We start from the raw sequence: 23849 nt of genomic DNA on the forward strand, positions 1-23849 counted from the left end.
ACGATGAGCGAATCGGCCGTGCTCCGCGTCGCGGGGCTGCCCATCCGGCTCTGGCTGGCGGCCTCCTCCCCTGACCTGTTCGCGTGCGTACGCGCGCTGAACCACGTCCATGACGACTACCTCCGGGAGGCGTCCGACCTCGCCGGACGGCTCGGGGACGAGGTGGTGCCGAGGCCGGAGCTGCCGGCCGCGGCCCGGCGGGCGGTCCTCGCCGTACGGCGCCGCCTGCACCAGGGCCAGGCCCTCACCGGCGACCAGGCCCGCCGCCTGCGCGAGATCGTGACGGCCCCGGGCCTGACCGCCCGCCTGGACCGCGTGGCCTCGCTGTCCGCCGAGCTCCTGCGGCTGGAGGAGCAGGCCGGGGCCCAGGTCGAGAAGGAGCACGACCGCCTGCTGGCGGCACCGTGGCACCTGCTCGGCTCCGTGCCCGGCGGCCGGGCCTGCCTGACCCCCGACGTGCTCGCGGACATCGAGCGGCGGCTGGCCCAAGGCGAGCCGTGGACCTCCAAGAAGCTGCGCAGGCGCAGCGACTACCTCTGGCGGATGATCGCCCGCGGCGCGGTCAAGACCACGCCGCGGACCTGGCTGGGCCAGGTGTCACTGGTGCCCGTGGCGGAACAGTCGCCCGGCCTCTCGGTGAACGGCCAGGTCGCCGTCGACTGGACGGAGAACGTGCACGCCAGGAGGCTGGAGCTGGCACGATCGGCCGCGGACCGGCTGCGCCGGGATCACCGGCTGTCGATGACGCCCCTGCACCGGGTGGAGGGCGACCGCCTCGCGGTCTGGACGGTCGATCAGGCCTCCGCCACGCCCGACCTGCTCGCCTACCGGCTGCGGCGGAGCCCCGCGCTCGACCGCATCGTCGAGGCCCTGCGATCCGGCGTCCGCCCGGTGTCCGCGCTGGAGCCCGGCTCGCCCCCGGGTCTCGTCGGCAAGCTCGTCCGGCTCGGCGTGCTGGAGGTCTCGGCGCCGCTGAGACAGCGGCGCGGCCGATGGGAGAAGACCTCCGGCTCGACCGCCTCCGACGCCGGTGCCGGGTTCGTCGACGTGTACCGGCGCGCCGACGGCGCCTTCACCGCCGACCTGGCGGCCCTGCAGCGGGCCTTCGAGCAGTACCGCAGGCTCGGCCTGCTGATCGGCGAGGACGAGCCCAGGCCGGAGAGCAGGCTCCGGGAACGGATCGGCCCGCGACCGCGCCCCGTCATGGACGTGTTCGCCGAGGAACTGGCGGCCCGGACCGAGGAGGGAGAGCTGAACCACCGCGCTCTCCCGCAGAACGCCTGGCCACCGGCGCACCGCCCCGGCTCCGGCTACGCGCGGCTCCTGGACCTGATGGCCGCGTCGCCGGACACGGCACCCGTCATCGACATCACCCCGGCGATGCTCGACGCCGTCGGGGCACCGGACGCCCCGATCACCTGGCCGGTCGACTGCGTGGTCCGCCCGCTCCCCGGCGGCGGGTGGGTGCTGGACAACGCCGGCCCGGCCGCGGTCCTCGACGCGCGCTTCGTCGAGACGCTGCGGCGGCTGCACGGGACGGTGCCGGCCGCCGACGCCTACCGGGCGTTTCTCGCCGAGCTCGACCGAATCAGTGGCGTACCGTCAGTGGAGCTGCTGATTCCGCCGCTGGTACCGCAGGCCGCCAACGCAATCCGCAGGCCGAGGTACACCTCCCTCTGGACCGGCGACCCCGACCCCGGCCATTACGGCACGACGTGGCGTACCGGGGCGGCGCGGTACCTGCCGCTGGGAGAGCTCACCGCGCATCGTGAAGCGGATCGGGTCGTGATCTCCCACGCCGGGAGACCCGTACGGATCTGCACCCATGCGACGCGCAGCCCCCTGACGCCGTGGAGCGTGCTGACCCGGATCCTGTGCGCCGACTCCCAGCAGCATGCCCCCCGGTACCGCCGGTTGCGCTGCTCGCTCACCGCGTTCCCCGGACGCTCCTTCGTCCCCCGGATCACCGTGGCGGGATCGCTGGTGGTCTCCGCCGCGCAGTGGCGGATCGCCGCCGATCGGCTGGACCTCGTCGGCGGAGCCCTGGCCGGGCTCCGGGCGCTCAGCAGGCTGCGGGACCGGCTCGGGCTGCCCCGGTGGGTGTTCGTCGCCGGCCCGTCCGGATACCGGCCGCTGGCCTGCGACCTGGAAAGCCTGCGGGCGGTCCGGGTGTTCGAGCAGGCCCTCAAGGAGCTCGCGTCCGGGGACGAGCTCACCGTCACGGAGATGTTGCCCGCGGCCGACGAGCTGAGCGTGTCGGACCACGGTACCGAGCGCGTGGCCGCCGAGGTCGCCGTTCGATTGCCCCACGCGGTGCCGCCCACAGCGCTGGCGGCCGCCGCGGCCCAGATTTCGGCCGGAACGACGTGACCGGCCGGATGCCCGAAACACCCCGTCAAGGCAAGACAGAAAGGTGGCCAGCCATGTCCGAGAACACCACCCCCGAGCCCCAGGACATCCCCGAGCCCCAGGACGACGTCGAGGAACTGGTCGACGAGCTCGAGGTCCACAGCATTTCGGACCCCGCGTTCACCGACCCGTGCAGCGGAATGTGCACCGGGACCTGCTGAACCGCGATCGCCAGGGGCGCCGCGAACAGGCGGCGTCCTTGGCGATCCACATGTGAGCCGGCATCCGCTGAAAGGGCATCGTCGTGACATCGACCCACGTGCTCGAACGAGCCGCCGTGCAGGCGGTCGCCGAGACACTCCTTCGGGAATACGCCGTGCCGGCCGAGCCGGCGCAGAACAGGCCGGACTCCGGACCGGCCATCCTCGCCGCGCTGGCCGCCGGTGAGACTCGTCCGCCGGACGAGTCAGCCGCCTCCCGCGCCGTGGTCACGTGGCTGCGCGACTTCCGCAGCCCTCACTACCACCCGGGCCTTTTCGGCGGCGGCGCGTCGTCCAGGATGTTCGGCCTGCGGATCGCCGCCACGGCGTGGCCGCGGCTGAACGAGCCGCTGGCGAAACAGCGGGCCAGGCTCATCGAGTACGTGGCCGCCCCGCGCTGGCGGACCACGAAGGTCGGCTGGGAGGACTACGACCTCATCGTGGGCCCGGCAGGCGTCCTCGTGGCGTTCGCCATCGATCCCGGCATCGACGCCGCGGGCCGGGCACCGCTGATCGCCCGGCTGGCGCTGCTCTGCGAGGACGAGGCACTGTCCAGGTTGCGGGTGGGCCAGTACCAGGGCGAGAAGCTGCGCGGCTGGAACGTCGACCGCATCAATCTGGGCCTGGCCCACGGGCTGCCCGGCATCGTGACCGCTCTACGCGCCGCCGCCGACGCCGACGGGCTGAGCGAGGAGCTGAACGACCTGCTGCGCCGGCTCGCGGGCCGGCTGGTGGCCGAATCCTACGTAGACGACAGAGGTGTGATCACCTGGCCGTTCGGGACCACCCGGCTGGACGGCCATCGCGCGCCCAAGGGAGACGGGCGGCGGCAGGCGTGGTGCTACGGCTGTCCCGGCAACGCCTGGACGCTGTGGGAAGCCGCACGCGTGCTCGGCGACGACGACCTGGCCGCCTTCGCCCTCGAGTCGGCGCGATCGTTCCTGGCGGCGTACGACGATGACCTTTATCTGGACGACCTGGGCATCTGCCACGGGGCCGCCGGACTGATGCTCGTGTTCGACTCCTTCGCCCGATGCGCCGGGCTGCCGGAGGCGGCGAAACTCGCGGATCACCTGACGGACCACCTCATGGGCCGCCTCGACGAGCCCGCCGCGCTCGCGGAGACCGGCTGGTCATTACTGATGGGCGCACCCGGGATGCTGTCCGCGCTGCTGACGAGGAGCGGAGGTGACCGGCGATGGCTGGCCGCACTGGGACTGAGGTGACCCGCGGTCGCGGCGCGAGCGGCGTGCTGGAGGTGCTCCGCCTCCTGCCGCGCGTGTCGCTCCCGCTGACCGCTGCCCTGACCGCCGTCGTGCTCCTGCAGGCCCTGCTGAGCAGCGGATTCATGCTGGCCGGCGCCGCCGTCGTCGGAGACGTGGCAAGCCGTGCGGCCGGTGACGCGGGCCTCGCGCTGGATCTGGCCGTCTTCATCGCCGTCTTCGTGGCGCGGCTGGCCATCACGCCCGTCCAGGGGATGATCTCCGGCGAGCTGGCGCGACGGCTCAACGCGACGCTCGGCCAGACGACCCTCGAAGGAGCGCTCCGGCCGGTCGGCATCGGCCATCTCAGCGATCCCGACGTCGCCAACCGCATCCAGCTCGCGCAGGGACTGGCGACGGGCTATCCGCCCGGCGACGCCGTGACGTCTCTCACGAGGCTCGCGACCAGCAGGTTGAGCGGGCTCGCCGCGGCGATCCTGCTCGCCACCGTCGAATGGTGGCTGCCGCTGCCGCTGGCCGCCGCGTGGATCACGCTGTCCCGATGGCGGCTGCGCGAGGTCAGGAAGGCCGTGGACGCCGAGGAAGAGTCGATGCCCGCGCTCCGGCAGGCCGCCTACGCCCGGGATCTCGCGATCGGCGACGCCGCGGCCAAGGAGGTCAGGGTCTTCGGCTTCCAGGACTGGCTGCACGACCGCTTCACCCGGGCCTGGCTGGCCGGCATGGACACGCTGGCCGGGTCGGGCCGGCTGCCCAGCAGGACGGTGGGCCCGGTCGTGCTGGCGCTGTCCCATGCCGCCGTGTTCGCGTACCTGGCCTTCGCCGTGGTGGGCGGGCGGCTCGACGTGGAGTCGATCACCGTCGCCCTGCAGGCCATCGCGGCCATGGGCGCGCTGGGCTGGATCGGGGACATCCAGTGGATCCTGGCCCAGGCGAGCGCCACCGTGCCGCACGCCCTGGCGGTCGGCCGGCTCGGGGTGGAGGCCGAGCTCAGCCGGCCGGACACCGTCGCGCCGGACGAGCGGTGGCCCGCGCAGGGGATCCGGTTCGAGGACGTACGGTTCGGCTACCCCGACCGTCCGGTACTGAAGGGCCTGGACCTGAGCATCCCGGCAGGTTCGTCACTGGCGATCGTCGGTATGAACGGCGCGGGCAAGAGCACGCTGATCAAGTTGCTGGCCCGGCTCTACGACCCCGTCTCCGGCCGGATCACGGTCGACGGCGTGGACCTGCGTACCCTCGACCCGCTCGCCTGGCGCCGCCAGCTGGCGATCGTCTTCCAGGACTTCGTCCGCTACGAGCTCTCCTTGCGGGACAACGTCGGATTCGGACGGCTCGACGCCGACCGCTCCAACGGCGCGTTCGACCGTGCCGCCAAGCTCTCCGGCCTCAACGACTTCCTGCCCAGGCTCCCGGCGGGGTGGGACACCCCGCTCAGCCGCAGGTTCGAGGGCGGCACCGACCTGTCCGGCGGCCAGTGGCAGCGCGTCGCGCTGGCCCGCGCGCTGTTCGCGGTCGAGCACGGCGCCCGCGTGCTCGTCCTCGACGAGCCGACCGCCAACCTCGACGTGCGCGCCGAGGCCGAGATCTACCAGCACTTCCTGGAGATCACCCGCGGGCTCACCACGATCCTGGTGTCCCACCGGTTCGCCACGGTACGGCTGGCGGACCGGATCTGCGTGATCGACGGCGGCGAGGTCATCGAGTACGGCTCGCACGAGGAGCTGATGGCGCTCGACGGGCGGTACGCCCACCTGTTCACCCTGCAGAGCGCGCCGTTCAGGGAGGCCCGCCATGTCTGACCGAACCTCCCCGCGCGTCGCCGTCCGGGCCATGGCCCTGCTGATCGGGGCCGCCTTCAAGGCCGACGCCCCCAGGGCCGCCCTCGTCCTCGGGCTCGCGCCCGTGGTCGGCGCGGTCGCCGCCGTGACGGCGGTCGGCCTGCAGCGCATGGTGAACTCCGCGGTCGAGGCGGACCTGCCCGGCATGCTGGCCGCCGCCCTCATCCTGGCGGGCGCGCTCGTCGCCGGCCAGCTCGCGGGCACGGTCGCCGCGGACCTGCGCATCCGGCTCCAGCAGCGGGTCGGGCTTCTGCTCGACCAGCGCATCATGGCGATGACCAGCGGCCTGCCGCACCTGGACCACCACGAGTACCCTCCGTACCAGGACCAGCTCGAACTGCTCCGCAGCCACCGCACCTCGCTCGGCTCGGCCTTCGGGGCCCTGGTGGAGAACCTGCGGGCGATCGTCGCCTTCGGCTCCACCGTCGCGCTGCTGATGAGCGTCCGCCCGGAGTTCCTCCTCCTGCTGCTCCTGGCCCTGCCCACGGTGCTCGCCGTACGGCGCGGCGAGCAGGCCACCGCCAGAGCGGAGGAGACGACCGTGGCGCCGGCGCGGCTGCGGCAGGGGCTGTTCACGACCGCCTGCTCCCCGAGCGCGGCCAAGGAACTGCGGGTCTTCGGCCTGCAGGAGGAGATCGCCGGCCGCCACCGCGCCCTCTGGGAGCAGGTCGACAGGCCCCGGCGGCAGGCGGAGGCCCGTACGGCCGTGTGGACCTCCGTCGGCTGGCTGATCTTCGGCGCGGGCTTCGCCGGCGCGCTCTACCTCGTCGTCACGGCGGCGGTGGGGGGTCAGGCGAGCCCCGGTGACGTCGTCCTCACCATCGCGCTGGGCGGTCAGCTGACCGGCAGCGTCTCCGGGTTGATCCAGATGCTCGCCTGGATGCAGAAGACGCTGCGCGCCATGGGCTACTACCTGTGGCTGGACGACCACGCCAGGGCCCGCATCCGGCCGCGGGAGTCGGGCGCCCCCGCGCCCGCCGCCGGCTCCGACCTCGTCCTGGAGAACGTCTCCTTCAGCTACCCGGACGCCGCCCGGCCGGTCTTGCGGGACGTGTCGCTGCGGCTTCCCGCCGGCCGCACCGTGGCAGTCGTCGGCGAGAACGGCGCCGGGAAGACGACGCTGGTCAAGCTGCTGTGCCGGCTGTACGACCCCACCGCGGGCCGGATCACGTACGGCGGGAGCGACCTGGCCGGCTACGACGTCCAGGCCTGGCGCGACCGGGTGACGGCCTGCTTCCAGGACTTCTGCCGCCTGGAGTTCCTGCTGCAGGAGTCGGCCGGCATCGGCGACCTGCCCCGCATCGACGACGAGCCCGCCGTCAGGGACGCCCTCGACCGCGCGGGCGGGTCCGGCCTGCCCGGCCTGCTCCCCCATGGCCTGCGGACCCAGCTCGGCCCCACCTTCCCGGGCGGCACCGACCTGTCGGGCGGGCAGTGGCAGAAGGTCGCGCTGACCCGTTCGATGATGCGGGACGCGCCGATCCTCCGTGTCCTCGACGAGCCGGCCGCCAGCCTCGACCCGGCGAGCGAGTACGAGATCTTCCGGCGCTTCCAGATCGCCGCGAACCAGACGGAGAACGGCACGATCACGGTCTTCGTCTCCCACAGGTTCGCCACCGTGCGCACCGCCGACCTCATCGTGGTCCTGGACGGCGGCACGATCCGCGAGCTGGGCAGCCATGCGGAGCTCATGGCCCTGGACGGCCTGTACGCCACGCTCTACCGGCTGCACGCCAAGGGGTACGAGGAGACGAAGCCTTCGTGGACCGACGCCCTGGACAAGGACTTCGAGGACGCGCCACCGGTGGCGGCCGAACTCTAGGAGTAGCGCTCGCACACCGTGAACGCCACACTCCTGGTGGCCTTCGACGGTGTCAGCAGGTGGAAGACGATCGTGTGCCGGCCCGGTTCGAAGGCTCCGAAGGGGTTGCGCCGGTTCTTGGTCGTGCCGGTCACCCAGTCCGTCTTCCAGCCCTCGTCCTGGCCGTCCACCACCCAGCGGTAGCCGTACTCCACCTGCCTGCCTGACGGGCCCCTGAGCGAGGCGACCGGGAAGAGGCTGGGCGACCAGCAGCCCTTCTCGGTCCGCAGGCCGTCCAGCGTCAGCGACACCAGGCGTACGGTCCCCGCCGGCGCGGCCGTGGTCTTCGTGGCCTTCGTGGGCGTGGCCTTCGTGGGCGTGGGGGTCGGCCGGGCGCGGGAGACGGTGGGGGTGGAGCCGGCCGTCCTGGTGGGACGCACCTTCCTGACCGGCGCGCTGGGCGTTTTAGCGGGGGTCCTGGCAGGTTTCTCGGCCGACGCGCTGGGTGTGCCGGTGGCTCCCTGGCCCGCGGCCGAGGGTGAGGGCGCGGGTGTCGTCGCCACGCTGGGGGCGGCCGTCGTCGCCGGTGCGGGCATCCACATGATCGCCCCGGCCACCAGGGCCCCGGCCACCGCCAGTGCCCCGGCGCCCGCCAGCAGCGCCTTTCCGCGCGGGCGGCGGGCCACGGTGCCGTCCCGGCGGCTCGCGACCTCGCCCGTCGGGCCGGTGGGCGGGGCGCCGATGAGCCGGAGCAGGACGTCCTGCATGGCGGGCCGGGCGGCGGGGTCCTTGGCCAGGCAGGCCAGCACGATCGGGCGCAGCGGACCCGGCAGGTCGCCCAGGTACGGCTGGTCGTGCAGGATGCGCCGGATCACCGCGGGCAGCGAGTCGTTGCCGAACGGAGGCGTCCCGGTGGCGGCGAACACCATCACCGACGCCCACGCGAACACGTCCACCGCGGGACCGAGCGGGGCGCCCGCGAGCTGCTCGGGCGCCATGTACGCGGGCGTGCCGACGATGCTGCTCGTCACGGTCAGCGAATGGCCGGCCGCGCGGGCGATCCCGAAGTCGATGACCCGCGGCCCGTCCCGGCCGAGCAGCACGTTCGCGGGCTTGAAGTCGCGATGCACCACCCCGGCCCGGTGGATCGCCGCCAGCGCGGTCGCGGTCGCCACCGCGAGCCGCTGCAGGTCGGCGCCGAAGTGGCGACCGGCCTGATGGAGCGAGGGCCCCTCGACGTACTCGGTCACGATGTACGGCCGCCCGCCCAGCGAGGCGTCGAGCACCTGGGCGATGCAGAACGGCTCCACCCGGCGCGCCGCGTCGATCTCCTTGGCGAAGCGGTGGTCGTCGGCCAGTCCGTCCACCAGCACCTTCACCGCGACCCGCCGCCCGTCGGGCCCCTGCCCGAGGTAGACCACGCCCTGGCCGCCCACGCCCAGCCGCCCGAGCAGCCGGTAGGGGCCCACCGCCGGGGGATCCTCGGGCAGGAGCGGGTTCATCACTCGGTCCCGACCGGGCAGATGGTGAACGAGAGCGCCCTGGACGCCGTCGCGGGCGAGGTGACGCGGAGGGTGATCTTGTGAGGGCCGTTCGACGTCACGAGCGGGCCGACGACCTGCATGGTGTGGGATTCGGCGATGACGGACTCGGAGCGCTCGACCACGCGTCCGTCCAGGATCCATTCGTAGTGGAACCTGGTGGCCAGCTTGGTCCCCTCGACCAGGCCGAAGGTGTTGGTCTGGCCGATCTGGCAGTCCTGGGTGTTGGCCTTCCTGGCGCCCATGGCCCGGATCCACACCACCCGGAAGGAGCCACCGCCCGACGAGGGCTTCGCCGACGCGGTCGTCGGCTTGGGAGCGGGCTGCGTCGGCTTCACGGTCTTCTTCACGGTCGGGGTCACCGGCTCCGACGGGCTCCTGCTCCTTTTCGGACGCTGGCGCGCTTTGGTCGCAGTCGAAGTCGGAGTCGAAGTCGAAGTCGAAGCGGGAGCCGGGGTCGAGGTCCGGGCCGGCGTCCCGGCGGAGGTCAACGCCAGTGCCTGCGTACTCGGCCGCTGCGGCTGGAACCGGACGTTCGTGGCCGCCCAGGCGACGGCGCCCGCGACCGCCAGCGCCCCCACCCCGGAGACGACCGCGATGACCGCTGTCCCCTTCCCGCGCCGCCGCCGTCCCGGGACCGTGGACACGCCGCTGCCCCCGCCGGCCCCGGCCGGAGGCCCGGGGGCCTGCCCGCCCAGGAGCCACAGCAACACGTCCTGCATGCTCGGCCGGTGGGCCGGATCCTTGGCCAGGCACGCCAGGAGGATCGTGCGCAGCGGTTGCGGCAGGTCGCCGACCTGCGGCTCGTTGTGCAGGATGCGGTTGATCACCGCGGGCAGCGAGTCCTCGCCGAACGGAGGCGTCCCGGTGGCGGCGAACACCATCACCGACGCCCACGCGAACACGTCCACGGCCGGCCCGATCCGCTCACCGGCGAGCTGCTCGGGCGCCATGTACGCGGGCGTCCCCACGATGCTGCTGGTGGCCGTCGCCCCGGCTTCGACGGACCGGGCGATCCCGAAGTCGATCACCCGCGGCCCGCCCTGCCCGAGCAGCACGTTGGCGGGCTTGAAGTCGCGGTGGACGATGCCCGCCTGGTGGATGGCAGCCAGCGCGGTCGCGGTCGCCACCGCGAGCCGCTGCAGGTCGGCACCGACGTGACGACCTGCCTGCTGGAGCGAGGGCCCTTCGACGTACTCGGTCACGATGTACGGCCGCGGGCCCAGCGAGGCGTCGAGCACCTGGGCGATGCAGAACGGCTCCACCCGGCGCGCCGCGTCGATCTCCTTGGCGAACCGCTCGTCGGCGAGCCCTTCGCGCAGCACTTTGATCGCGACCGGGCGACCGTCGGGCCCCTGGCTCAGGTAGACCACCCCTTGGCCGCCCGCACCCAGCCGCCCGAACAGCCGGTAGGGCCCCACGGCCGTGGGATCGCCCTCCCGCAGAGGCTCGACGCGCGACATGGGACTCCTGTGACGACAGTAGGGGATCTTCGGCACCATAGCGGGAAATGTCAGACGCAGTGAGCCAGTCAGGTAAACCCGCGCGAGATCAGGCCACAGCGCCCGGCCCGCCGCCGGCACCATGATCCTCGAATGCCTGCGCCCTTACAGCTCACGAACGCCGGATGACCCGGCCGCTCGACCGCTCCCGCAGCATCCTGGCTAGGTGCCGGTCGAGGCGGGGGTGGGGGCGGTGGAGGAGCGGCGCAGGTCCGGGGTGGACGCGCCCACCGCGGCGACGGCGGCGAGGCAGAGCAGGCCGCCGCTGATCAGGGCCGCCGCCCCCGAGGTGGCGTCCGCGACAAGGCCTCCGCGCATGTTGCCGAGGTCGGGGCCGGCCTGCCCGACGATCTGTTCGGCGGCGCTGACCCGGCCGAGCAGCTCGTTCGGGGTGTGCAGCTGGACGATCGTGCTCCGGGACACCACGGAGACGGTGTCGGCGGCGCCGGCCAGGACGAGGAAGGCCAGCCCGGCCCACGGGTCGGTCGACACGCCGAACAGCGCGAGCGCCCCGCCCCACGTGGCCGATCCGGCGAGCATGACCACGCCGGGCCGGGGCAGCCGGGTGAAGGTCCCGGAGAAGACGGAGGCCACGACGCCACCGACGGCTATGGCCGTGAGGAACAGCCCGAGCGTGCGCGGGTCGCCGCCGAACCGCTCCGCGTTGATCAAGGGGAACAGGCTGATCGGCATGGACAGCACCGTGGTGGCGAGGTCGGTGAGCAGGGCTCCGCGAACGACGGGAGTGCGGGACAGGAAGGCCAGGCCGTCCAGCACGCCGCGCAGTCCGGGGCGGGCGGGCGCGCCCTCGGGACTCATCCGCGGCAGACCGATCACGCCGTAGAAGGCGGCGACGAAGGTGAGCGTGTCGATCAGGTAGCAGCCGCCGACGCCCAGCGCGCCCACGATCAGCCCGCCCAGCGCGGGGCCCGTCAGCATGGCGCCCTGGAAGGAGATACGTCTCAGCGCCAGCCCGGCGGCCAGCTGGTGCTTGGGCAGGAGGTGCGCGATGAACGTACGCGAGGCCGGGCCTCCGACAGCGCCGAAGCAGGAATGCGCGACCACCAGCCCCAGGATCCCGGCGGGCGGGAGGGGCCCGAAGAAGCCCTGGAGCGTGAGAAGGAGCGAGCACACGGCATGCCCGATGGTCGTGATCAGGCAGAGCCTCCGGCGATCCACCCGGTCGACGAGCGATCCGGCGAACAGCCCGAGCACCACGAGCGGGATCGCCTGCGCCAGGCCGACGGCGCCGGTCCACGCGGTGCTGCCGGTCATCTCCCAGACCTGGAACATCACCGCGACGATCGTCATCTGGCTGCCGAAACCGGACAGGGCCTGGCCGATCCATAACCGCCGGAACCGCGGCGACGACCGGAGCGGGGTCACGTCGAGCAGCGTGCTCCTCAGCCCCATTCGGGGTCCTGTGCCAGCTTCTCGGCGATCCGGTCGTGGAAGCTCCTGCGTTCGAGGGCCTGCTCGATGTCGGTGACGACCCGGGAGAGCGGATAGGGGAGCTCGGCCTCGAGGTCGGCGAGGGCGGCCTCGGTGGCCCGCCACTCCGCTGCCAGGCGGCCGATGACGCCGCGGGCGCGGTCGGTGAGCGTCACCTTCTTGCTGCGCGCGTCGTCGCCCGCGACGGTCTCGACCCAGCCGGCCTCGCGCATCGCGGCCACCTTCTGGCTGAGCGCGGAATGCGTCCGGTTGACCGACTCGGCCAGCTCGGTGATGGTCATCGGTCCGCGGGCGTGCAGCCGGAGCAGCTCCATCACGTAGCTCGGCTTGAGCCCCTCGATCCGCTCCTCGGCGTAGATCCGGGCGATGTCGGCGTCCATCGACGCCTGGAGCAGCCGCAGCGGACGCCAGAGGCTCTGCCTGCTGAGGTCGAGCTCATGGGGATCGGCCATGAGCAAATCGTAACAGCGCTTATATAAGTACTGTTAGATGTCAGGCATGGCGCCGCACCCGTTCGTACGCGCACCTGGCCGACCGGCCTCGCCGGAGGCGGCGGCGAGCGGTGGCCGGACCGCAGCAAGGTGGCACGAACACGGGCGTGGTGCGAGGCGGACGCCGTCGGCGGGACAGATACCGCCCCACGTTCCGCCGCAGGATGACGGTGCCGGCCAGCACCACCAAGGCGATGAGGAAGGCGCTTTCGGCCACTTTTCTCGCCTCCTTACAGCGACTGCTCTTCGCACGACACTCGGCGCAGAAGCTATATATCCGCCACAGGGCCGCTACAGAGCTTCAGGCTCCCGGCCAGTTTCTGAGCAGGACGTCCAGCGCGTCCAGGGCCCTGGACCACGACACGTCCGCGCTGCGCGGGTTGGTGGCGAACCGGCCCGTCGTCTCCAGGGACACGTATCCATGGAAAGTGCCGCCCAGCAGCCGTATCGCGTCCGTCTGGTCGGGGTCCGACAGGTCGTAGCCGCGCAGGAGCGCCCGCGCCAGCTCCGAGTGCCGGCCCGCCGCGCTGGTGGCCGCCGTCACCGGGTCGAGTTCGAGCTGCGTCGCGGCGTACCTGCCCGGGTGCTCCTTCGCGTAGTCCCGGTAGGCGTTGGCGAAGGCCACCAGCGCCTCCTTGCCCGCCCGGCCGGCCAGCGCGGCGGCGACCCTGTCGGCGAGCTCCCCCATGGCCAGCTCCCGCACCCTGAACCGCAGGTCCTGCGCGTCCTTGACGTGCGCGTACAGGGCCGCGGGCTTGACACCGAACCCGCGCGCGAGCGCCGAGACGGTCACGTTCTGGAAGCCGATCTCGTCGGCCAGGTCCGCCGCCGCGCTGGTCAGCCGCTCCGGGGTCACTCCCGCCCGCGCCATGCGCCCACCTTTCTTACACCCTTTAAGTATTTGCATAATAGCCTTAAGGAGAGCTAGCCTCGCCGCTCATGAGACCAGTCACCGAGCGGGATATCCGCGCATCGTTCATCAACTGCTCCAAGGGCGAGACCCAGCGCCTCAGCATGCCCAGGGACTTCACGCAGAGCCCCTGGGAAGACCTCGACTTCCTCGGGTGGCGAGATCCGGGCGCGCCCGAACGCGCCTACCTGGTGGCCGAACGCGACGGCTCCTTCGTCGGGATCGCGCTCCGGGTGACGTCCGGCTCGTCGCGCGGCTTCACCTCGCGCAGCATGTGCTCGCTGTGCCTGACCATGCACACCAGCGGCGGCGTCGCGCTGATGACCGCGCGCCGGACCGGCGAGGCCGGCCGTCAGGGCAACTCGGTCGGGCAGTATCTGTGCACCGACCTCGACTGCTCCCTGTACGTACGCGGCAAGAAGAAGGCCGCAAGCGACGGGGCCATCGACGAGTCACTCAGCCTGCCGGAGAAGGTCGCCCGCACCCGGGCCAACCTGTTCGCCTTCCTGGCCAAGGTGTGACCGGCGGCGGTCGGTGTGCGTGGTGTGGACGGCGGGCCAGCCCTCGGAGGCGGGCTCCCGGCACAGGCCGTTGAGGGTGGCGCGGATGACGCGTTCGGCCTGGAGGTCGAAGGCCCGGGCGTCGTCGACGCGGATCAGACCGTCTATGAGCAGGACCGCGAGGCCGTGGATCGGCGCCCAGACGACGAACTCGGCCCCCGGGCGCGACGCCGCCGGGAGGGCGCCGAGGTCGGCGAGGCGGTCGAGCTCGGCCGTCAGGACGTCGTGCGGGTGGCGCGAGACGCGCGAGTCCGGGCCGGTGGCGCCGGCCCCGAAGACGAGGCGGGCCACGGCCGGATCCTCGACCGCCCAGTGCAGGTAGCCGCGACCGAGGGCGATCAGGCGCCGCAGAGGATCGGCGGTCTCGCCGACGGGCGCCCGCGGACCGGCACCTGCACCGCTCAGCTCGCCGGCCTGTTCGCAGGCGTCCGCCAGGAGGTCGCCGAGGTGGGAGAGGATCCGTTCGGACAGGGCGCGGACGAGCGTGTCGCGCGAGGCGAAGTGGTGGTAGGCGGCGCTGGGGCTGACGCCGACCCGGGCGGAGGCCTCGCGTAGCGACCAGCCGTCGGCCCCGCGCTCGCGGACGAGCTCCTCGGCGGCGTCCAGGAGTGCCGCGCGCAGGTCGCCGTGGTGGTAACGCCCCTTCGCCATGAGCCGATCTTAACACCGGTCAGATCCGTGTTACGCTGCGCGAAAAGCCATCTCAACACTGTTCAGATTGGAGTGGGTCATGTGCCCCACCGCGTCTTCGCCGTCCGCCGGACAGAGCGTCGTGCCGGACGTCCGGCAGAGCCCGCCGCCGATCGTGCGGGGCGAGCCGGTCGAGGTGGCCGACGGCGTGTACGTCATCCCGGACGGCCGCGTCGAGCTCGTCCCCAACGTGGGCATCGTCGTGGGCGAGCGGGCCGCGCTGGTGATCGACACCGGCATGGGACCCCGCAACGGCGCTCACGTCCTGGAACAGGCCCGCCTCCTGGCCGGCGACCGGCGCCTGTACCTGACCGTCACCCACTTCCACCCCGAGCACGGCTTCGGCGCGCAGGCCTTCCAGGGGGCCGCGACCATCGTCTACAACGCCGCCCAGCGCGCCGAGCTGCGCCGCAAGGGCGCGGCCTACCTCGACATGTTCAAGGGGCTGAGCCCCGCCGTAGCGGCCGAGCTCCAGGACGTCACCCTCGTCGAACCCGACCTCGTCTACGACGGCGAGGCGGAGCTCGACCTCGGCGGCCGGACCGCGGTCCTGCGCACCGCCGGCCCGGCGCACACCGCCTCCGACCAGATCATCCTCGTCGACGACCGCATCCTCTTCGGCGGCGACCTGTTCGAGACCCGCATCTTCCCGATCACCCCGTACCTTCCGCCCCATGACGTCGACGTCGACGGCGCCCGCTGGATCGACGTTCTCGACCGGCTCATCGCCCTCTCCCCCGAGGTCGTCGTCCCCGGCCACGGCGAGGTGACCGACGCCTCCCTGCTCCACGACGTCCGCGACTACCTCGCCTACGTCCGCGCCGAGGCCGCCCGCCTGCGTTCCTCCGGCGCCTCCGAGGAGGAGACCGCGGCGGCGATCGACCAGGCCGCCCGCGCCCGCTGGACCACCTGGGAACGTCCCGAGTGGATCGGCTTCGCCGCCCGCGCCTTCTACCACGAGGCCGCCTCATAGCGCCTGGACCTGCGGCGACGCCGGGCACGGAGCACAGGCCATACCGACCGGGGTAGCGCAGGCCGCACCTCGGTCGGGGCGCGGGATCGACGCGCTGCGCAGCCCCTCCGTGCGCGCTGTCGCCGATCTGGCGGTGCAGTCGCAGTTCTCGCACTACTTCGTCGCGGGCACGGCGCTGTGCGTCGTCCACCGGTACGGCCCGATCATCGCGGTCCGCCTCGGCAACGCCGTCCACCGCGGCGTCGAGTTCGACGGCAGGGTCGCCGCCCGCCAACCACACCGAGATCGCGTCAGGCGTCGTGGTGACCGTCGTCATCGCGACGCCCCTGATCCCGCTGCGCGTCACGCGCGGCCCGGGCCGGCCCTGGTTCGCGATCGCCGATTCACACCCTTGTCGAACGCCCGCCGACCCCGGCGCCGAAGCGGGCCTTGACCCCCGGGGCAATGGCGCGGCAATCCCCCGCGGATAATGGTCGGCGGGACCGCCATAAAATCACTACATTACCGCCATACGAATTCAGAAGGACATCGGTCCATCTTCACCAGAGACCCGATAAGGGCGCCATAAATTCACCCGGAAAGCCGCTCTGGCCTGGGATTACGCGAGCGCTGGCGGTGTCCGGAAATGCGGGTCCGTAGAACGCGTCACCGCTTACAGAAGGGCGCGAAGGGTGCGACTCCGAATGCGATTTGAGCACCGATCCGAATGGCTGTCCAGACCCTTGTGGAGTGAATTCCGATCATCTACTGTCCAGGTGATCAAATCACTCACCCGCGCACTCGGGAGGCCCAATTGCGCCGATTAACGACCGCCGTCGCCCTTTCGGCGGTGCTGATCCCCTTCCTCTCTCCCGAGGCCTCCGCCTCCACCTCCACCGTCGCCGAGCCGCCCCCGGCCGAGGTTCAGGAGGTCGGCCCCGGTCAGTACTTCGCCGACTCCGGCACCTTCAAGATCGCCGAATCGGACGTGTCCTTCGCCGCGATCGGCCGCCGGCACGGCGTGGCCGCGGCCAACGGTGATCTGGCCCGGCCGCAGTCGGCCCCCGCCACCCGCCCCGAGCTGGCCGTCTTCGGGCCCGGCTGGCAAGGGGAGTTCCTCGGCGGGGCGATCAACCGGAAGCTGGAGGTCCAGAACGGCGCCGTCGTCGTCACGGACCTGGAAGAAGGGGGTTCGACCCGCTACGACCTGAAGAGCAGCGTCTCGCTGCCGGGCGGCGGCGGCATCAACACCTACGAGGACGCCACCGGCGCCAAGCTCACCGAGACGACCAAGTGGGACGCGACCGCCGGCGCGATGCGTACCACGATGGCCGAGGCGATCACGGTGGATCCGACCACCCAGGACGCCGGTGACGACACCTTCACCGACGCCAACGGCAACCCCGTCAGCGCGGCCGACCTCAAGTTCAACTACACCTGGGCGCAGCCGGCGGGCCTGCAGAGCACCGACACCTGGCGGGTGACCAGCGTCGGCACCACCGCGTACGGCAAGTCGACGGTCGGCTACGACACCCAGGGCCGCATCAGCACCATCAAGGAACCGGCCGGGGCCGAAGCCCCCGAGACCACCCTCGCGTTCACCTACGCCACGTCGACCACGGCCGGCACCTCCTCGCTCGGCGACTTCACGGGCCGGCTCAAGGAGGTCACGGTCACCCTCGGCACCGAGGCGCCGCAGACCGCGGCCCGCTACGCGTACGACCTGTCCGGGCTGCTGCGCACGGTGTCCGACCCCAGCGACGGCACCACCCAGGCGACCTACGCCTACGACGAGATCGGCCGCCTGACGTCGATCGACTCGCGCAGCAACGGCGCGTGGCAGCTGAGCTTCCCGGCGGGCAGCGCGGTCCCCCAGGCGACCTCCGTCGACGCCGACCGGCCGACCGCCGACACGCCGATCGAGGGCTCGGGAGGGATCCCCAGCCCCGTGACCCCGGAGCCGCCGCCGGGCGACTTCATCCCGGGCGGCATCGACGGCACGCAGGCCTATCCGAAGTACTGCCCCACGGCCAAGGACTGGATGTGGTGGACCAAGATCGGCTGCATGGCCTACGCGGCGCACTACGGCTGGCACAGCCCGAGCTGGAAGCGGACCGCCAGCGGCTTCAAGGTCATGGGCATCAACCACGACCACTGCACGCAGGCTCCGGACCGCCCCAGCGGCTTCGACTACCGGCCGGCCTGTGACTCGCACGACTACGGGTACGGGCTGATCGGCAACACGTACAAGAAGTACAAGTACTACCTCGACCGCAGCCGCAAGGCCGACGTGGACAACAGGTTCTACATCACGCTGCGCGACAAGGTGTGCGGCGGTTACTTCATCCTGGTCCGCGGGGCCTGCCGGCGGATCGCCCTCGTCTACTGGGCCGCCGTCCGCGTCAAGGGCAACCCCAAGAACGGCGCGAACGCGACGTAACCACTCGCTGTGACCCCAGAGGCCGGACGGCGGGATCGATCGCCGTCCGGCCACCCCCTCATGTCGGCGTCGTCACCATGGAACTCTTAACGTAAGGCGCGATATGTCATGAAATTTCCGGTCTTATCCTGCGTCATCGTGGCATTCGCGGCCACGACGCTCGTGAGCGTGCCGGCCCACGCGGCCTCGGCGAATCTGGAGAAGCAAACCACCCAGCAGGTCACCGCGGCGGCGCCGACGGTGGAGCCCGAGCTGCGCACCAAGCTGGCCGCCGGCGGCAAACTCCGGGTGAACGTGGTCACCAAGTCCCGGACCGACCTGCCCGACGCCTCCGCCAACGGCCAGGTCCTGCAGACCTCCTCCCGCTTCCCCATGGTCACCCTGCGCGTGGACGCGGCGGCCGTGGACCGGCTGTCCAAGCTCGCCAACGTGGTCAGCGTCACCGAGGACAAGCCCGTACCCCCGGTGCTGGCCCAGAGCATCCCCCTGATCGGCGGGGACCGCACCCGCGCCGCGGGCATGACCGGCGCCGGCAGCGTCGTCGCCGTCCTGGACACGGGCGTCGCCGTCAACCACCCCTTCCTGGGCAGCCGCGTCCTCGAAGAGGCCTGCTTCTCCCCCGTCGACGCCGACTACTCGGCCACCAGCCTGTGCCCCGACGGCAACGCCGAGCAGGAAGGACCCGGCGCGGCCGACACCGACACCGGCCCCTGCGCCGACGTCGCCCTCGACTGCGACCACGGCACCCACGTGGCCGGCATCGCCATCGGCAACGGCCAGAACGTCACCGGGGCCCCGCCCGCCGGCGTCGCCCCCGCCGCCGAACTCGTCGCCATCCAGGTCTTCAGCAAGTTCACCTCCGAGGACTTCTGCGGCGCCGGCGCGGCCCCCTGCGTGCTCAGTTTCACCAGCGCCCAGATCGCCGGCCTGGAGAAGGTCCTGGAGCTGCAGGAGGGCGGCACCCCCATCGTGGCCGCCAACCTGAGCCTCGGCAGCGGCCGCTACACCGCCGCCTGCGACTCCGACCCCCGCAAACCCGCCATCGACGCCCTCCTGGCGGCCGGCGTGGCCACCGTCATCGCCTCCGGCAACAACGGCTACGGCGACGGCATCAGCGCGCCGGCCTGCGTCTCCTCGGCCATCGCCGTCGGCAGCACCACCGACACGGACACCCCGTCCACGTTCAGCAACCGCGGCACCCTGCTGGACCTGTTCGCCCCGGGCACCGACATCGTCTCCTCCATCCCCGGCAACAAGTACGCCTCCATGAGCGGCACCTCCATGGCCGCCCCCCACGTCACCGGCGCCCTGGCCGTGATGCGCCAGGCCCAGCCCACCACCGCCGTCTCCCAGCTGGTGACCACCCTGAAGTCCACCGGCAAGGTCATCACCTACACCGGCGCCACCACCCCCCGCATCCAGCTCGACACCGCCGTGCTCGGCGGCACCAACCCCACCCCGGACCCCGACGCGGACCCGTGGCCGCTGCCCAACTACACCAACGGGACCGACTACGCCATCCCCGACCACGGCTACGTGGAATCGAAGATCGTGGTCAACGACCTCATCGGCAGCGCACCCGCCAACATCGAGGTCTACATCGACATCCACCACACCTGGCGCGGCGAGATCAAGGCCGACCTGATCGCCCCGGACGGGAAGGTCTACCCGCTGCGGGCGCCCGCCCCCAACGACAGCGCCGACATCATCCACGAGACCTATCACGTCAACGCCAGCGCCTCCCCGGTGAAGGGCACCTGGAAGCTGCGCGCCCAGGACGTCGAATGGCTCGACACCGGCTACATCGACAGCTGGACCATCAGGCTGCCCTGCTTCGGCGCCTGGGACGACGTGCCCATCCCCGACCCCGGCAGCGCGGACTCCCAGATCGTGGTCGGCTGGCTCTCCGGCAACGCCCCCTCCAACGTGACCGTCTACGTCGAGATCAACCACACCTGGCGCGGTGACCTCAAGCTCGACCTGGTCGCCCCGGACGGCAAGGCCTACCCGCTACGGGCACCGGCACCCAAGGACGACGCCGACGTCCTGAACGAGACCTATCACGTCAACGCCAGCACCTCACCAGCCAGCGGCAGCTGGAAACTCCGCGTCGAAGACGTCACATCCGGCGACAAGGGCTACATCAACGGATGGACGCTCACCCAGTGAGGGAACGCGGCGGCCCGCCGAGCCGCCGCGCACCCTCGACCAGCTCGGCGACGTCGGCGGCCGCCGCGAAGCCGAGCCGCAGGTAGCCGCCCGGAGCCTCCGCGGCGAAGTAGTCGCCGCCCGCGCTGATGACCACGCCCCGCGCCCGCGCCGCCTCGACGGCGGCGTGGTCGTGGCCCGCGCTCATCCGCACCCACAGGTGCAGCCCTCCGGTGGGGATCTGCCCGGGCACCCAGCCGGGGACCTCGCGGGCGAGCGCGGTGACCAGCGCGGCGCAGCGTTCGCGCAGCGCGTGGGCCAGGGCACGCAGGTGCCGGTCCCAGGCCGGGGTGCTGAGCAGCTCGACGGCCGCCTCCTGGAGGGGGCGCGCGATGAAGAAGTCGTCGACCCGCCGCATCGCGCGCAGCCGTTCCATCACCGGGCCCCTGGCGATGACCGCGCCGATGCGCAGGCTGGGCGAGGCGGGCTTGGTCAAAGAGGTCACGTGGACCACGGTGCCGTCGCGGTCGTCGGCGACGAGCGCGCGGGGCACCGGCGCGCCGTGCCCGAGGTGGCGCGCGAAGTCGTCCTCGACCAGGAAGGCGCCGGCCGCGCGGGCCACGTCGACCACCTGCCGGCGGCGCTCGGGCGAGAGCACGGCGCCGGTCGGGTTGTGGAAGGTCGGCTGGCAGTACAGCAGCCGGGCCCCGGTCGTGGCGAAGGCGTCGGCCAGCAGGTCGGGCCGGATGCCGTCGCCGTCCAGAGGCACGGGTACGGGTCGCAGCCCCGCCGCGCGGGCGGCCACCAGCGCGCCCGGATAGGTGGGCGATTCGACCAGGATCGGGCTGCCGGGCGCGGCGATGGCACGGAACACCATGGAAAGGGCGCTCTGCCCGCCGCTGGTGATCAGCACGTCGTCGGAGCCGACGTCGCCGCCGGCCTGCCGGGCGAAGATCGTACGCAACGGCGCCAGGCCGGCCACCGGCGCGCGATCCCACGCGTCCGGGCGGCGCGCCGCGCGGGCCAGGGCGGCGGCCAGTGCCTTGACGGGCTGCAGGGAGCTGTGCAGGTAGCCGCCGGCCATCGTGATGGCGCCGGGCGGCGGGCCGAGCAGCTCGCCCGCCGTCAGCGCGGGCATGCTGCGGTCCGCGAGCACGACCGTCTGCCAGGAGGTGTCCCCCATGCCGTCGGCGGACCGGTCGCGGCGCGCCGCGACGAAGGTGCCGCTGCCTGGCCGGGTCACCACCGCCCCCTCGGCGGCCAGCAGGGCGAAGGCCCGCGTCACCGTCACGGGGCTCACTCCGTGGCGGCGCACCAGGTCGCGGGCGCTGGGCAGCCGGTCGCCCGCGGCCAGCCCGGCGATCTCCGCCCGCAGGCTCGTGACGAGAGCCTCAGTAATGTTACTCTCGGACATGAGAGACAAGAGTAACGCTTTCCACTTTTCACCGGAAACGCTTCGATCCCTCCGAGCCGACACCCCGGGCTGCGAATCGGTGGTGCACTTCAACAACGCCGGCTGCGGCCTGCTGGCCAGGCCGGTGCTCGAGGCGATGCTCTCCCATCTGCGGCTCGAAGCGGCCATCGGCGGATACGAGGCGGCCGCGGCCCGGCAGGTGGAGGTCCGCGACTTCTACGCCGCGACGGCCGGGCTCCTCAACTGCTCCCCCGAGAACATCGCCTTCGCCGGGAGCGCGACCGACGCCTACACCAGGGCGCTGTCCGCCATCCCGTTCGAGCGCGGCGACGTCATCCTCACCACGCGCAACGACTTCATCTCCAACCAGATCGCCTTCCTGTCCCTGCGCAAGAGGTTCGGCGTCGAGATCGTGCACGCCCCGGACCACGCCGACGGCAGCGGCGTCGACGTCGAGGCGATGGCCGCGCTCATGCGCTCGCGGCGGCCCCGGCTGGTCGCCGTGACCCACGTGCCCACCAACTCCGGCCTGGTCCAGCCGGTCTCCGAGATCGGCCGCCACTGCCGTGAGCTGGACCTGCTGTATCTCGTGGACGCCTGCCAGACGGTCGGCCAGTACGAGATCGACGTCGAGGAGATCGGCTGCGACCTGCTCACCGCCACGTGCCGCAAATTCCTGCGCGGCCCGCGCGGCTCGGGCTTCCTCTACGTCTCCGACCGGGTCCTGCGCGCCGGCTACGAGCCGCTGTTCATCGACATGTACGGCGCCCGCTGGGTCGAGCCGGGGCGCTACCGCCCGGTCGAGACCGCCGCGCGCTTCGAGGACTGGGAGTTCCCCTACTCGGCCGTGATCGGCAGCGCGGTGGCCACCAGGTACGCCCTCCAGGTCGGCGTGCACCGCATCGCCGAGCGCACGCCCGCGCTCGCGGCCCGGCTGCGTGACCGGCTGGCGGACGTCCCCGGCGTCCGGCTCCTCGATGGCGGCACGCGGCCGGCGGCCCTGGTCACCTTCGAGATCGAAGGCTGGCAGCCGCAGCCCTTCAAGGAGGCCATGGACGCGCGGGGGATCAACTCCGCCCTCAGCTTCCGCGAGTTCGCCCAGTACGACTTCGGCGACAAGGACGTGGAGTGGGCCCTTCGCCTGTCACCGCACTACTACAACACCGAGGAGGAGGTGGACCGGGTCGCCGCCGCGGTCGCCGAGCTCAGCCTCACCGCCGCCCGGCGGTGAGGCTGAGGGCCCGCACTCAGAAGTACGTGGGCAGGCGGGGCGTGTAGTGCTCCTCCAGTGACGTGACCTCGTCGTCGGTGAGCTTGACGTCCAGCGCCGCGCCCGCGTCGGCCAGATGGCGCGCCTTCGTGGCGCCCACGATGGGCGCGCTGACGACCGGGTTGTTCAGCACCCAGGCCATGGCCACCTGCGCCATCGAGACGCCACGCGCCTGCGCGATCCGCTGGACGGCGTCCACGATGGCCTTGTCGCCCTCGAGGAACAGCGGCCGGCCCTGGCGGTCGGTCGTCGGGTTGGTCGCGGCGCGGCTGGTGCCCTTCTCCCCCCAGGGACGGGCGAGCAGGCCCGCGGCGAGCGGGCTCCACGGCATGCTGCCCACGCCCTGGTCGGCGAGCAGGCCGAACATCTCCCGCTCCTCCTCCCGCTGGACCAGGCTGTACTGGTCCTGCATGGAGACGAACCGGCTCCACCCGTTCGCCTGCGCGACGTGCTGCATCGTGGCGAACTGCCAGGCCCACATCGACGAGGCGCCGATGTAACGGGCCTTGCCCGCCTTGACGACGTCGTGCAGGGCCTCCATCGTCTCCTCCACCGGCGTCTCGGGGTCGAAACGGTGGATCTGGTAGAGGTCGACGTAGTCCGTGCCGAGGCGGCTCAGGGAGGCGTCGATCTGCTCCATGATCGCCTTACGGGACAGCCCGGCGCCGCCGGGGCCCTGATGGATCGGGAAGAACACCTTGGTCGCCAGGACGATGTCGTCGCGGCGCGTGTACTTCTTCAGCGCGCGCCCGACGATCTCCTCCGACGCGCCCATCCCGTAGACGTTGGCGGTGTCCCAGAAGGTGACGCCGAGCTCGACCGCCTGCCGGAAGATCGGCTCAGCCCCCTCGTCGTCGAGCGCCCACGGCGTCCACTCCCCGGACACCCCGAAGCTCATGCAGCCGAGCGCGATCCGGCTCACTTTCAGGCCCGACGACCCCAGACGGGTGTACTCCATCTGCTATCTCTTTCCTCGCGAAACCGCAGTTCGACGGGGAGGCGGCCGCC

The 23849-nt window shown here is 72.1% G+C and carries 18 protein-coding genes; 10 read left to right on the forward strand and 8 right to left on the reverse strand.

The annotated features are described in order from the left end of the window. The first annotated feature begins 3 nt into the window (after nt 1–3). The 5 genes from AB0J87_RS56235 to AB0J87_RS56255 all read left to right on the forward strand — a co-directional run bounded on the left by AB0J87_RS56235 (nt 4) and on the right by AB0J87_RS56255 (nt 7492). A complete protein-coding gene (locus AB0J87_RS56235; protein WP_363982698.1) occupies nt 4–2370 on the forward strand; it encodes a hypothetical protein in 2367 nt (788 codons plus the stop codon). Between the two features lie 53 nt (nt 2371–2423). After that, nucleotides 2424–2570: a hypothetical protein gene (locus AB0J87_RS56240; protein ID WP_363982701.1), complete on the forward strand. Its 147-nt coding sequence runs from the start codon at nt 2424–2426 to the stop codon at nt 2568–2570. A gap of 83 nt (nt 2571–2653) precedes the next feature. Further along, on the forward strand, nt 2654–3835 hold the full coding sequence (locus tag AB0J87_RS56245; RefSeq protein WP_363982704.1) for a lanthionine synthetase LanC family protein: 1182 nt from the start codon (nt 2654–2656) through the stop codon (nt 3833–3835). Continuing rightward, nucleotides 3808–5631, forward strand: a complete 1824-nt coding sequence (locus AB0J87_RS56250; protein WP_363982707.1) for an ABC transporter ATP-binding protein — start codon at nt 3808–3810, stop codon at nt 5629–5631. Before AB0J87_RS56245 ends, AB0J87_RS56250 begins: the two co-directional genes overlap by 28 nt. Then, nucleotides 5624–7492 (forward strand): ABC transporter ATP-binding protein, encoded by a 1869-nt coding sequence (locus tag AB0J87_RS56255; protein ID WP_363982710.1) that lies wholly within the window; start codon nt 5624–5626, stop codon nt 7490–7492. Before AB0J87_RS56250 ends, AB0J87_RS56255 begins: the two co-directional genes overlap by 8 nt. Here AB0J87_RS56255 and AB0J87_RS56260 read toward each other — a convergent pair. The 5 genes from AB0J87_RS56260 to AB0J87_RS56280 form a co-directional block, all read right to left on the reverse strand. Next, on the reverse strand, nt 7489–8973 hold the full coding sequence (locus AB0J87_RS56260; protein WP_363982713.1) for a protein kinase: 1485 nt from the start codon (nt 8971–8973) through the stop codon (nt 7489–7491). The two genes, AB0J87_RS56255 and AB0J87_RS56260, sit on opposite strands and share 4 nt — an antisense overlap. After that, complete coding sequence (locus AB0J87_RS56265) at nt 8973–10475, reverse strand: serine/threonine-protein kinase (RefSeq protein WP_363982716.1); 1503 nt, start codon at nt 10473–10475, stop codon at nt 8973–8975. Before AB0J87_RS56265 ends, AB0J87_RS56260 begins: the two co-directional genes overlap by 1 nt. A gap of 201 nt (nt 10476–10676) precedes the next feature. Further along, the gene (locus AB0J87_RS56270; RefSeq protein ID WP_363982719.1) at nt 10677–11927 is read right to left on the reverse strand and encodes an MFS transporter; all 1251 of its coding nucleotides are present in this window, start codon (nt 11925–11927) and stop codon (nt 10677–10679) included. Next, nucleotides 11918–12418 carry a MarR family transcriptional regulator gene (locus AB0J87_RS56275; RefSeq protein WP_363982722.1) on the reverse strand — a complete coding sequence of 167 codons (501 nt, stop codon included), beginning with the start codon at nt 12416–12418 and terminating at the stop codon, nt 11918–11920. The genes AB0J87_RS56270 and AB0J87_RS56275 overlap by 10 nt, the downstream gene beginning before the upstream one ends. A 340-nt stretch (nt 12419–12758) precedes the next feature. Beyond that, nucleotides 12759–13328 carry a WHG domain-containing protein gene (locus AB0J87_RS56280; protein WP_363982725.1) on the reverse strand — a complete coding sequence of 190 codons (570 nt, stop codon included), beginning with the start codon at nt 13326–13328 and terminating at the stop codon, nt 12759–12761. Between the two features lie 68 nt (nt 13329–13396). On the opposite strand from AB0J87_RS56280, the gene AB0J87_RS56285 reads away from it, so the two are divergent. Next, nucleotides 13397–13888, forward strand: coding sequence for an FBP domain-containing protein (locus tag AB0J87_RS56285; RefSeq protein ID WP_363982728.1), 492 nt, complete (start codon nt 13397–13399; stop codon nt 13886–13888). Here AB0J87_RS56285 and AB0J87_RS56290 read toward each other — a convergent pair. Continuing rightward, entirely contained in the window at nt 13820–14578 is a 759-nt protein-coding gene (locus AB0J87_RS56290) for a TetR/AcrR family transcriptional regulator (protein ID WP_363982731.1), read from the reverse strand. The two genes, AB0J87_RS56285 and AB0J87_RS56290, sit on opposite strands and share 69 nt — an antisense overlap. Nucleotides 14579–14657: 79 nt before the next feature. On the opposite strand from AB0J87_RS56290, the gene AB0J87_RS56295 reads away from it, so the two are divergent. The 3 genes from AB0J87_RS56295 (at nt 14658) to AB0J87_RS56305 (ending at nt 20178) form a co-directional block, all read left to right on the forward strand. Beyond that, nucleotides 14658–15590, forward strand: coding sequence for an MBL fold metallo-hydrolase (locus tag AB0J87_RS56295; RefSeq protein WP_363982734.1), 933 nt, complete (start codon nt 14658–14660; stop codon nt 15588–15590). Nucleotides 15591–16383: 793 nt separating this feature from the next. Beyond that, the gene (locus AB0J87_RS56300) at nt 16384–18009 is read left to right on the forward strand and encodes a phospholipase A2 (RefSeq protein WP_363982737.1); all 1626 of its coding nucleotides are present in this window, start codon (nt 16384–16386) and stop codon (nt 18007–18009) included. Between the two features lie 138 nt (nt 18010–18147). Then, nucleotides 18148–20178: a S8 family serine peptidase gene (locus tag AB0J87_RS56305; protein ID WP_363982740.1), complete on the forward strand. Its 2031-nt coding sequence runs from the start codon at nt 18148–18150 to the stop codon at nt 20176–20178. On the opposite strand, the gene AB0J87_RS56310 is transcribed toward AB0J87_RS56305, so the two are convergent. Then, the gene (locus AB0J87_RS56310; protein ID WP_363982743.1) at nt 20168–21571 is read right to left on the reverse strand and encodes a PLP-dependent aminotransferase family protein; all 1404 of its coding nucleotides are present in this window, start codon (nt 21569–21571) and stop codon (nt 20168–20170) included. The genes AB0J87_RS56305 and AB0J87_RS56310 overlap by 11 nt on opposite strands. Before the next feature lie 82 nt (nt 21572–21653). On the opposite strand from AB0J87_RS56310, the gene AB0J87_RS56315 reads away from it, so the two are divergent. Further along, nucleotides 21654–22802, forward strand: a complete 1149-nt coding sequence (locus AB0J87_RS56315; RefSeq protein ID WP_363982746.1) for an aminotransferase class V-fold PLP-dependent enzyme — start codon at nt 21654–21656, stop codon at nt 22800–22802. A gap of 16 nt (nt 22803–22818) precedes the next feature. Here AB0J87_RS56315 and AB0J87_RS56320 read toward each other — a convergent pair whose 3' ends face one another. Next, on the reverse strand, nt 22819–23799 hold the full coding sequence (locus AB0J87_RS56320; protein WP_363982749.1) for an aldo/keto reductase: 981 nt from the start codon (nt 23797–23799) through the stop codon (nt 22819–22821). Nucleotides 23800–23849 lie beyond the last annotated feature (50 nt).

This window comes from Nonomuraea sp. NPDC049625 (genome assembly GCF_040675285.1).
Taxonomy (GTDB): Bacteria; Actinomycetota; Actinomycetes; order Streptosporangiales; family Streptosporangiaceae; genus Nonomuraea; species Nonomuraea angiospora_A.

What these genes read in the sequence shown, in the direction of transcription:
- AB0J87_RS56280 (WP_363982725.1), bottom strand. Translation starts at nt 13,328, where the DNA reads ATGGCGCGGGCGGGAGTGACCCCGGAGCGGCTGACCAGCGCGGCGGCG.
- AB0J87_RS56285 (WP_363982728.1), top strand. Translation starts at nt 13,397, where the DNA reads ATGAGACCAGTCACCGAGCGGGATATCCGCGCATCGTTCATCAACTGC.
- AB0J87_RS56255 (WP_363982710.1), top strand. Translation starts at nt 5,624, where the DNA reads ATGTCTGACCGAACCTCCCCGCGCGTCGCCGTCCGGGCCATGGCCCTG.
- AB0J87_RS56260 (WP_363982713.1), bottom strand. Translation starts at nt 8,973, where the DNA reads ATGAACCCGCTCCTGCCCGAGGATCCCCCGGCGGTGGGCCCCTACCGG.
- AB0J87_RS56275 (WP_363982722.1), bottom strand. Translation starts at nt 12,418, where the DNA reads ATGGCCGATCCCCATGAGCTCGACCTCAGCAGGCAGAGCCTCTGGCGT.
- AB0J87_RS56295 (WP_363982734.1), top strand. Translation starts at nt 14,658, where the DNA reads ATGTGCCCCACCGCGTCTTCGCCGTCCGCCGGACAGAGCGTCGTGCCG.
- AB0J87_RS56310 (WP_363982743.1), bottom strand. Translation starts at nt 21,571, where the DNA reads ATGTCCGAGAGTAACATTACTGAGGCTCTCGTCACGAGCCTGCGGGCG.
- AB0J87_RS56265 (WP_363982716.1), bottom strand. Translation starts at nt 10,475, where the DNA reads ATGTCGCGCGTCGAGCCTCTGCGGGAGGGCGATCCCACGGCCGTGGGG.
- AB0J87_RS56290 (WP_363982731.1), bottom strand. Translation starts at nt 14,578, where the DNA reads ATGGCGAAGGGGCGTTACCACCACGGCGACCTGCGCGCGGCACTCCTG.
- AB0J87_RS56320 (WP_363982749.1), bottom strand. Translation starts at nt 23,799, where the DNA reads ATGGAGTACACCCGTCTGGGGTCGTCGGGCCTGAAAGTGAGCCGGATC.
- AB0J87_RS56235 (WP_363982698.1), top strand. Translation starts at nt 4, where the DNA reads ATGAGCGAATCGGCCGTGCTCCGCGTCGCGGGGCTGCCCATCCGGCTC.
- AB0J87_RS56270 (WP_363982719.1), bottom strand. Translation starts at nt 11,927, where the DNA reads ATGGGGCTGAGGAGCACGCTGCTCGACGTGACCCCGCTCCGGTCGTCG.
- AB0J87_RS56240 (WP_363982701.1), top strand. Translation starts at nt 2,424, where the DNA reads ATGTCCGAGAACACCACCCCCGAGCCCCAGGACATCCCCGAGCCCCAG.
- AB0J87_RS56250 (WP_363982707.1), top strand. Translation starts at nt 3,808, where the DNA reads ATGGCTGGCCGCACTGGGACTGAGGTGACCCGCGGTCGCGGCGCGAGC.